The organism is Noviherbaspirillum sp. (assembly GCF_036846085.1).
Lineage (GTDB): Bacteria > Pseudomonadota > Gammaproteobacteria > Burkholderiales > Burkholderiaceae_D > Noviherbaspirillum.
Genome location: NZ_DAIUCO010000258.1, coordinates 1 through 7633, shown reverse-complemented (window position 1 = coordinate 7633; position 7633 = coordinate 1). Strand labels below are relative to the sequence as shown.

The window sequence follows — 7633 nt, the reverse complement described above, 5'->3', positions numbered from 1 at the left end:
GGCTTTTCACAAGGTGAGCATAAAACGTGCCTAGGGATGGAAGTGCATTTTTTTGGCGGTGCGGAATAATTTTCTGCTAACAGGCTGCTGGCTTTGTAAAACTTACGCGTCCATGCGGCATGTCCATTGCAAATAACATCCTTCCGTTTGATTTTGACTTTCGGCGCCGGATCGCCGGTTATGCGGACTGAGATGCTTTGCAGGAAACGCAGGTTTTTGGCAATTCCATCTGATTACGGCAAATGCAAAACCATCGCCGAGCGCGGAGGCAATTGATTCAAATTTGGAAGATTACCGGTAACCTACAGAAACAGGCGAGGCGGTTGGTGGGGTATTGCGGGGCTGAAGAGAGAACGGGGTGTTGCTGTAACCCAGACACCTGACTGCGGAATAGTCTCTAGTCAGAGATCTTTTGGAAGTAACAAATTGCTCACCAGTGATGCAGGCGGCAGCCATGTCAGCTGCCGTCGTTGCATGTTTGAATTATCTGGCGAGTTGGTCAAGCTTGTCTTTGACGTCTTTCCAATCGTCGGCATCCGGTAGGGCGGCCTTGGTCTTGGTGATGGAAGGCCATGCACGGGCGAGTTCGACATTCAGTTTGATGAATTGCTGCTGATCCGCCGGCACATCTTCTTCCGCGAAGATGGCATTGACCGGACATTCGGCGACACAGACGGCGCAGTCAATGCATTCGTCCGGATCGATCGCGAGGAAATTGGGGCCTTCGCGGAAGCAGTCCACCGGGCATACATCCACACAATCGGTATAACGACACCGGATGCACGATTCGGTCACAACGTGGGTCATAACAGTCCTATCTGTAAATTTCCTGAAATTTGATTGAAGCAAAAGATGCAACGTTAAGGGTAGTTGGCATGGCAGACCGCATTGAATGAAAGCCTGTCGGTATAACCCGTCGCAAAGCCTTGTATTTTAAGATAATTCAGTCTTTCTAACAAACCGGTTTTATACAGATTACAAATAAGCAAATGCGGAGATTGGTTTGAACGGCAGTGCCGAATAGTGCCGCCATGTCGTTTTTCCCTTAACGAGATTGCGTATTTCTACGGATAAGAGCGCGCTGGAACCAAGATAAAATAGCCGCCAATTTTAAAAATAAGGCAGGGGACATCAAGTGCGCGCAAAAATCTTGGCCGGCATGGCGGGCGTGTTTCCGATCGCTGCATACGCCGCCGAACTGGACGGAGGGCAACTGTCCGTCTGGTGGGCGGTACCGTTTGCAGGCCTGTTGTTATCGATTGCGTTTCTGCCCTTGGCAGCCCCTCTTTTTTGGCACCATCATTTCGGCAAGATTTCGCTTGCCTGGGCGCTTGCCTTCCTTCTGCCCTGCGCCGCAGTGTTCGGTATCGCCACCGCAGCCGGTGGAGCGGTGCATGCATTCGCCGCCGAATACATCCCGTTTATTATTCTGCTGACATCATTATTCGTCGTCGCCGGTGGTATTTGCGTGCGGGGAAATCTGCGTGGCACTCCCTTGCTCAATACCGGATTGCTTGCCCTAGGTACGGTGCTGGCTAGCTTCATGGGCACCACGGGTGCATCCATGCTGATGATCCGGCCCCTGATTCGCGCCAACGACAACCGCAAACATGCGGTACATATCGTGGTTTTCTTTATTTTTCTGGTGGCGAATGCCGGTGGCTCCCTGACCCCCCTGGGTGATCCGCCGTTGTTCCTTGGCTTTCTGAAGGGCATCGATTTTTTCTGGACCGTGAAGCACATGTTCTGGGAAGCGCTGTTCCTGTGTACATCCCTCCTGGTCATTTTTTACCTGCTCGACAGCTACTATTATCGGAATCGTGAGGAACAATTGCCGCCGGCAATGGACCCCACGCCCGATTCGGCGCTCAGGATCGAGGGCAAGGTCAATTTTTTCTTCCTGGCAGCGATTGTCGGACTGGTTTTGATGAGCGGCTTCTGGAAGTCCGGCGTCACATTCCCGGTATTCGGCACCGATGTGGAACTGCAGAACCTGATACGTGACGTGTTGCTGATAGCCGTTACCATCGCCTCGCTTGCGCTGACGCCGCGTACCGCGCGCAGCGGCAATGACTTCTCATGGGGGCCAATGCAGGAAGTCGCCAAATTGTTTGCCGGCATCTTCATTACCATCATTCCTGTCATTGCGATGCTTCGAGCAGGCGAAGACGGGGCATTCTCCGCGGTGGTTCGCGCCGTTACTGACAACGACGGGCAGCCGATCGACGCCATGTATTTCTGGGCGACCGGGATACTGTCATCCTTTCTCGATAACGCCCCGACCTATTTGGTATTCTTCAATACCGCGGGCGGCGATCCGGCGACACTGATGACGACGCTGGCCTCGACGCTGGCGGCGATTTCCTGCGGGGCGGTATTCATGGGCGCAAACAGCTATATCGGGAATGCGCCCAACCTGATGGTAAAGGCAATCGCCGAGGAGCGCGGCATCAAGATGCCGTCCTTCTTCGGCTATATGGCATGGTCGTGTATCGTGCTGGTGCCGCTGTTCATCGCCATGACATTCCTATTCTTCCGGTGAGGATGCAATGACCAAACCCAAAATCCTAGTGACACGTGCAATCTTCCCGGACGTAGTCGAACGTTTGTCCGGGAAGTTCGATGTCGAGGCCAACCAGGACGACAAGATCATGTCGTCCGACGAACTGATCCAGAGACTGCAGGGCAAGGATGCCGTATTCACCACGCCGAGCGAACGGATGTCCGCCGAGGTGATAGCGGCCGCGCCCGGACTGAAAGCCATCTGCAACATGGCCGTCGGTTACAACAACATCGATGTCGATGCCGCCACCAGGGCCGGCATCATCGTCACCAACACGCCGGATGTGCTGAACGAGACGACCGCCGATTTTGCATGGGCCCTGTTGATGGCGACGGCGCGTCGCGTGACCGAGTCGGAGCATTGGTTGCGAGCCGGCGAGTGGAAGAAGTGGCGTTTCGACACGTTCATGGGTGCTGATGTGCATGGTTCGACGCTTGGGATCATCGGCATGGGCCGCATTGGCCAGGCCGTCGCGCGCCGTTCGACGGGCTTCAACATGAATGTGATTTATTACAACCGGTCCCGCCTCGCACCCGAGACGGAAGCGTACGCAAACAATGCGCGGCACGTCGGCAAGGAAGAACTGCTGCGAACGGCCGACCATGTAGTCCTCGTGTTGCCTTATTCACCGCAATCCCATCACACCATAGGCGCTGCCGAATTGGCGCAGATGAAGCCGACGGCGACCCTGGTGAATATCGCCCGGGGCGGTATTGTCGACGATGCCGCGTTGATCGACGCCCTGGGCGCGGGACGAATCGCGGCTGCCGGCCTGGACGTGTTCGAGAACGAACCAGCCTTCAATCCCGGCTTCCTGTCATTGAAAAATGTGGTGCTGACGCCGCACATCGGCAGCGCCTCGGAACCGACCCGTCGCGCAATGGCCAACTGTGCGGCGGATAACCTGATCGCGGCGTTGACGGGCGGGATGCCACCGAATATCCTGAACCCCGACGTCAATTCCAGGGAATAGGTTCATGGCCGATATAGTTATTTGCCAATCGCACAAGCTGTCTCACAAGAAGGCGAAGGCCGCTGCCCAAAAAGTGGCGGACCAGATGGCCGAGGAGTACGACATGGCCTCCGAATGGGATGGCGATGTGCTGGTGTTCAAGCGCACCGGCGTATCCGGTACGCTTGCACTGCTCGAGAACGAAGCGCAGCTGGAAATCAAACTCGGATTTTTGTTCAAGGGCTTTGCATCGACCATCGAATCCAAGGTCACCGAAAAAATGAAGAAGGTTTTCAGCAGCAAGGCTTGATGACGGTTCAGCCGCCAGGCTGACGGCCTAGCCTTTCAGTTCAGTGATGAGATCGACGTACTGCTGCATCGCGTCGTCCTTCGATGTGCCTTTCAGCGCATCCCACGCATCCCATTTCGCACGGCCGACCATATCGGTGAAACCCGGCCGCTTTCCTTCCACATCGCCTTCGCTCGCCTGCTTGAACAGCGCATAGATTTTCAGCAGCGTCATGTTGTCTGGCCGGTCGGGCAGATTCTTCGAGTCGGCTACGGCTTGGTCGAATTGGGCTTGCAGGCTCATGGTGTTCTCCTGTAGATGAAAAGAGTTGGCTGTGATAGTGTCCATTGCAAAGCAGGCGCTCAAAATAACATAGAAAAAACTGCCACCAAAGCAAACATTTAGAGGAGTGACTCGATGGCGTCCCAAGTCGCGCCGGCGCTACGCCGGGAGAAAATGTCCACCGTCGATACCGCATGGCTGCGGATGGATTCGGATTGCAATCTGATGATGATCGTCGCGGTGCTGATGTTCGACCAGCCGATCGACATGACGCGATTCATGCATGTGATGGAGACCCGCTTCCTCAGCTATCGCCGCTTCCGCAGCCGCGTGGCGATGGACATCACCGGCAGCGCCTGGTGGCAGGAACAGGAGATCGATCCGGACTACCACATCGTGCGCACCAGCCTGAAGCCCGCTCTACCCAACAACAAGGCCGAACTCGAACAACTGGTCAGCGACTTGTCCGCCACGCCGCTCGACGCCGCGCGACCGTTATGGCAAATGCATTTTGTCGATGGCTGCATCGGCGAGGATGGCAGGACGCGGCAGGCGGTGGTGATTCGTATCCATCACTGCATTGCGGACGGCATGGCGCTGGTCGGCGTGCTTCTCTCGATGTTCGATAGCTCGCCGTCGGAAGACCGGCCGGGGCAGGCGATGGCGTCGTTGATGCCGTCCGAGCCCGAAGAGGATAATCCATGGCTCCAGTTGACGCAACCGGTTACCAACACCACCATCAATGCCATCAATCTGTCGACCACGATCTGGTCGAAATACATGTGGATGCTGGCGGACTCGAACAACTTCATGACCCGGCTCTCGAAGATGGGCAACATGGCCGGGCAGTTGACGATGGATGCCATCAAGCTGATGGCGATGCCGGATGATTCCAGGACCAGGCTGAAGGGCAAACCGGCGGGTAAAAAGAATGTCGCCTGGAGCGAGCCGCTGCCACTTGCCGAAATCAAGGTGGTCGGCAAGGCATTGGGCGGTTCGATCAATGATGTGCTGATGGCGAGCGTGGCAGGCGCTATCGGTGCCTACCTGCGTTCCAAGGGCGACCATGTGGCCGAGGACTGCGAACTGCGGGCGATGGTGCCGGTCAACCTGCGCAAATCCGGCAAGGAGCAAAAGCTGGGCAATGCTTTCGGCCTGGTGCCGTTGGTGCTGCCGGTCGGCATCGAGGACCCGCTGCTGCGCCTGCAGGAGGTGCGCCGCCGCATGGACGAATTGAAGGGCGGCTACCAGGCGCTGGTCGCAATGGCGGTGCTGGGCGTGCTCGGTGCCACGCCGAAGCAGATGCAGACCGAGATCCAGAGCTACTTCGCCAGGAAGGCGACCGCGGTGATGAGCAATGTGCCGGGCCCGCAGGCGCCGCTGTATCTCGCCGGCAGCCAGCTTGACCAGATCATGTTCTGGGTGCCGCAGTCCGGAGACATCGGCGTTGGCGTCTCGATCCTCAGTTATAACGGTGGTGTGCAGTTCGGACTCGTGACCGACGACGCGATTGCGCCTGATCCGCATGACATCATCCGGCGGTTCGCACCGGAGTTCGAGAAGCTGCTCTGGCTGGCGCTGATGTCGGAGTGGTAGACGACTTAATCGGAATCGGAGCCGACCACCGCGCCGCCCACGGCGACCGCACCTTTGGCAACCGTCGTCGCGGCACCAACCGCCACCGACCCCGCGGCGACCCCTACGCTGACCGCCGTGCCGGCCACCGACACGGCCGTCGTGGCGACAGATACAACGGCACAACCTGAAACAGCCAGCGACATTGCGACGCAGGCGCAGCCAATCAATATGTTTTTCAAATGCATGAAGTAGGAATCCGGAGGACGGCCTCGCGGGATGCGCGGCGCAGGTCGAACGCGATGCTGCCATGCCGCCGTCAGGCCATGCGCATGCAGCTGCGCATGACAAACCGCGATTCAGACGGGCAGGCTTGCCGATCGTCTTCCACCGGTTTGAAGCCGGTGTTGTACCAGCTTGGACAGGTACGACACCGGCTCTAGGGCACGGACATCAGGAAGAGGGACATCAACTAGGATGCCGTTCTTCAAGATGCCGTTGGGAAAGAGTCTTTAAACGCCCAAAAGTTCCACTTCGAAAATCAGTGTGGCGTTCGGAGGGATGACGCCGCCGGCGCCGCGCGCGCCGTATCCGAGAGAGGAAGGGATGATCAGCTTGCGTACGCCACCGACCTTCATGCCCTGCACGCCTTCGTCCCAGCCTTTGATGACATGGCCTGCGCCGAGCGGGAAATCGAAGGGCTCATTGCGGTCCTTGCTGGAATCGAACTTGCGGCCGGCGCTGCCGTCCGGATTCTGCAGCCAGCCGGTGTAGTGGACGGTGACCTGGCCGCCGGCCTTCGCTTCGTCTCCGGAACCGACGGAGATTTCTTCGTATTGCAGTCCGGAAGCTGTTGTAGTTGTAGACATGCTGATTCCTTTCATGAGTGGTCGAGTGGCGGGATTGTAGCAGTTGCAACTGCACGCGCTTGTGTCGTCAGAGGATGCTGATCGATTGCGCGCGAACGAGAATGGTGTCCTGCCGGAAGCGCTTTTCAAGTGACTGGCGGTAGCCTCGCCACCACGCCTCATCGAGCGTGTCGCTCATCACTTCATGAATGACGAGGTCATCCTGCACGGTATCCTGTTCATGGTCCTGCCAAAGGCCCTTGGCCGGTGCGCGCGTATGCACGGTCAACCCACCGAAGCGTTCGACCAGTTCATCGCGGACCGACAGGAAATGCGCTTTTGGAAACGCCTGTTTCTCGTTGTCGTACAGGGGAAGAAAAAGTTGAATTAAATACATGATCACCCAGTCATTACATGGACAGATTCATCACGATTGATAGCATTCGTGGCGAGTAGTTGCGTTGACGTGGTGCATCCTGCATTGAATGCGGGGTTCCGCGCCGCGTTGACGCCGGACCGGTAACATATCGGTTTGCTATTGGTTTGAATAATTGGATCGACCGCATGCGGTCGCCCGGGTTTGCATCGGGAAAATTGAGGAGAGATGATATCCATGAACCGTTCGGTAATGGTCGCCTTCGGCAATGCCGTATGGTCACAATTGCATATCCGCCTGCTGTTGCTTACCGTGATTCCATTCGTGTTGTCACTGGTGCTCTGGGGCGTCATCCTGTGGCTGGGACTGCAGCCGATGATCGACTGGCTGCACGCCTATTTCGCCGCCAACGGCGGGTTCGATGTCGCGGGCGAAGTCCTCGGCTGGCTCGGTCTGGGCACGATTAAGGCAGTGGTGGTGCCATTGATCGCGATGTGGGTACTTCTTCCGCTGATGATCCTCACCGCGCTGCTATTCGTCGGCACCATGGCAATGCCGATCATCGTCCGCCATGTGGCGAAACGCCGCCATCCGGCGCTGGAAATGCATCGTGGCGGCAACCTGCTCGGCACCTTGTGGTTGTCCACCTATTCGTTCGTGATATTTGCCGTATTGTGGATCGTGACGCTGCCATTGTCGGCAATCCCACCGCTCACCTTCATCATCCAGCCCGCCCTGTGGGGATGGC

Annotated in this window: 10 protein-coding genes; 5 read left to right on the top strand and 5 right to left on the bottom strand. The window is 57.2% G+C overall.

Annotation, left to right across the window (positions count from 1 at the left end):
• Nucleotides 1-483: 483 nt before the first annotated feature.
• Nucleotides 484-807, bottom strand: a complete 324-nt coding sequence (fdxA, locus tag V7080_RS21680) for a ferredoxin FdxA (protein ID WP_334190464.1) — start codon at nucleotides 805-807, stop codon at nucleotides 484-486.
• 328 nt (nucleotides 808-1135) lie between these two features.
• Between fdxA and V7080_RS21675 the strand changes: the two genes are divergently transcribed.
• From V7080_RS21675 to V7080_RS21665, 3 genes are read left to right on the top strand one after another with little or no spacing between them, the layout of a single operon-like run.
• A complete protein-coding gene (locus tag V7080_RS21675) occupies nucleotides 1136-2542 on the top strand; it encodes a sodium:proton antiporter (protein WP_442947270.1) in 1407 nt (468 codons plus the stop codon).
• Nucleotides 2543-2549: 7 nt separating this feature from the next.
• Nucleotides 2550-3536: a 2-hydroxyacid dehydrogenase gene (locus V7080_RS21670; protein ID WP_334190463.1), complete on the top strand. Its 987-nt coding sequence runs from the start codon at nucleotides 2550-2552 to the stop codon at nucleotides 3534-3536.
• 4 nt (nucleotides 3537-3540) lie between these two features.
• Nucleotides 3541-3825, top strand: a complete 285-nt coding sequence (locus V7080_RS21665; RefSeq protein WP_334190462.1) for a polyhydroxyalkanoic acid system family protein — start codon at nucleotides 3541-3543, stop codon at nucleotides 3823-3825.
• Between the two features lie 27 nt (nucleotides 3826-3852).
• Here V7080_RS21665 and V7080_RS21660 read toward each other — a convergent pair whose 3' ends face one another.
• On the bottom strand, nucleotides 3853-4107 hold the full coding sequence (locus V7080_RS21660) for an acyl-CoA-binding protein (RefSeq protein ID WP_334190461.1): 255 nt from the start codon (nucleotides 4105-4107) through the stop codon (nucleotides 3853-3855).
• A gap of 114 nt (nucleotides 4108-4221) precedes the next feature.
• Between V7080_RS21660 and V7080_RS21655 the strand changes: the two genes are divergently transcribed.
• The gene (locus tag V7080_RS21655) at nucleotides 4222-5682 is read left to right on the top strand and encodes a wax ester/triacylglycerol synthase family O-acyltransferase (RefSeq protein WP_334190460.1); all 1461 of its coding nucleotides are present in this window, start codon (nucleotides 4222-4224) and stop codon (nucleotides 5680-5682) included.
• 5 nt (nucleotides 5683-5687) lie between these two features.
• Here the strand turns inward: V7080_RS21655 and V7080_RS21650 are convergent, their stop codons facing one another.
• The 3 genes from V7080_RS21650 to V7080_RS21640 form a co-directional block, all read right to left on the bottom strand.
• Nucleotides 5688-5909, bottom strand: coding sequence for a hypothetical protein (locus V7080_RS21650; RefSeq protein WP_334190459.1), 222 nt, complete (start codon nucleotides 5907-5909; stop codon nucleotides 5688-5690).
• A gap of 264 nt (nucleotides 5910-6173) precedes the next feature.
• Nucleotides 6174-6530 carry an FKBP-type peptidyl-prolyl cis-trans isomerase gene (locus V7080_RS21645; protein WP_326858459.1) on the bottom strand — a complete coding sequence of 119 codons (357 nt, stop codon included), beginning with the start codon at nucleotides 6528-6530 and terminating at the stop codon, nucleotides 6174-6176.
• A gap of 67 nt (nucleotides 6531-6597) precedes the next feature.
• Nucleotides 6598-6906, bottom strand: a complete 309-nt coding sequence (locus tag V7080_RS21640) for a hypothetical protein (RefSeq protein WP_334190458.1) — start codon at nucleotides 6904-6906, stop codon at nucleotides 6598-6600.
• Between the two features lie 216 nt (nucleotides 6907-7122).
• Here V7080_RS21640 and V7080_RS21635 point away from each other — a divergent pair.
• Nucleotides 7123-7633 (top strand): EI24 domain-containing protein (locus V7080_RS21635; protein ID WP_334190457.1); only part of this gene is annotated, 511 nt, incomplete at its 3' end.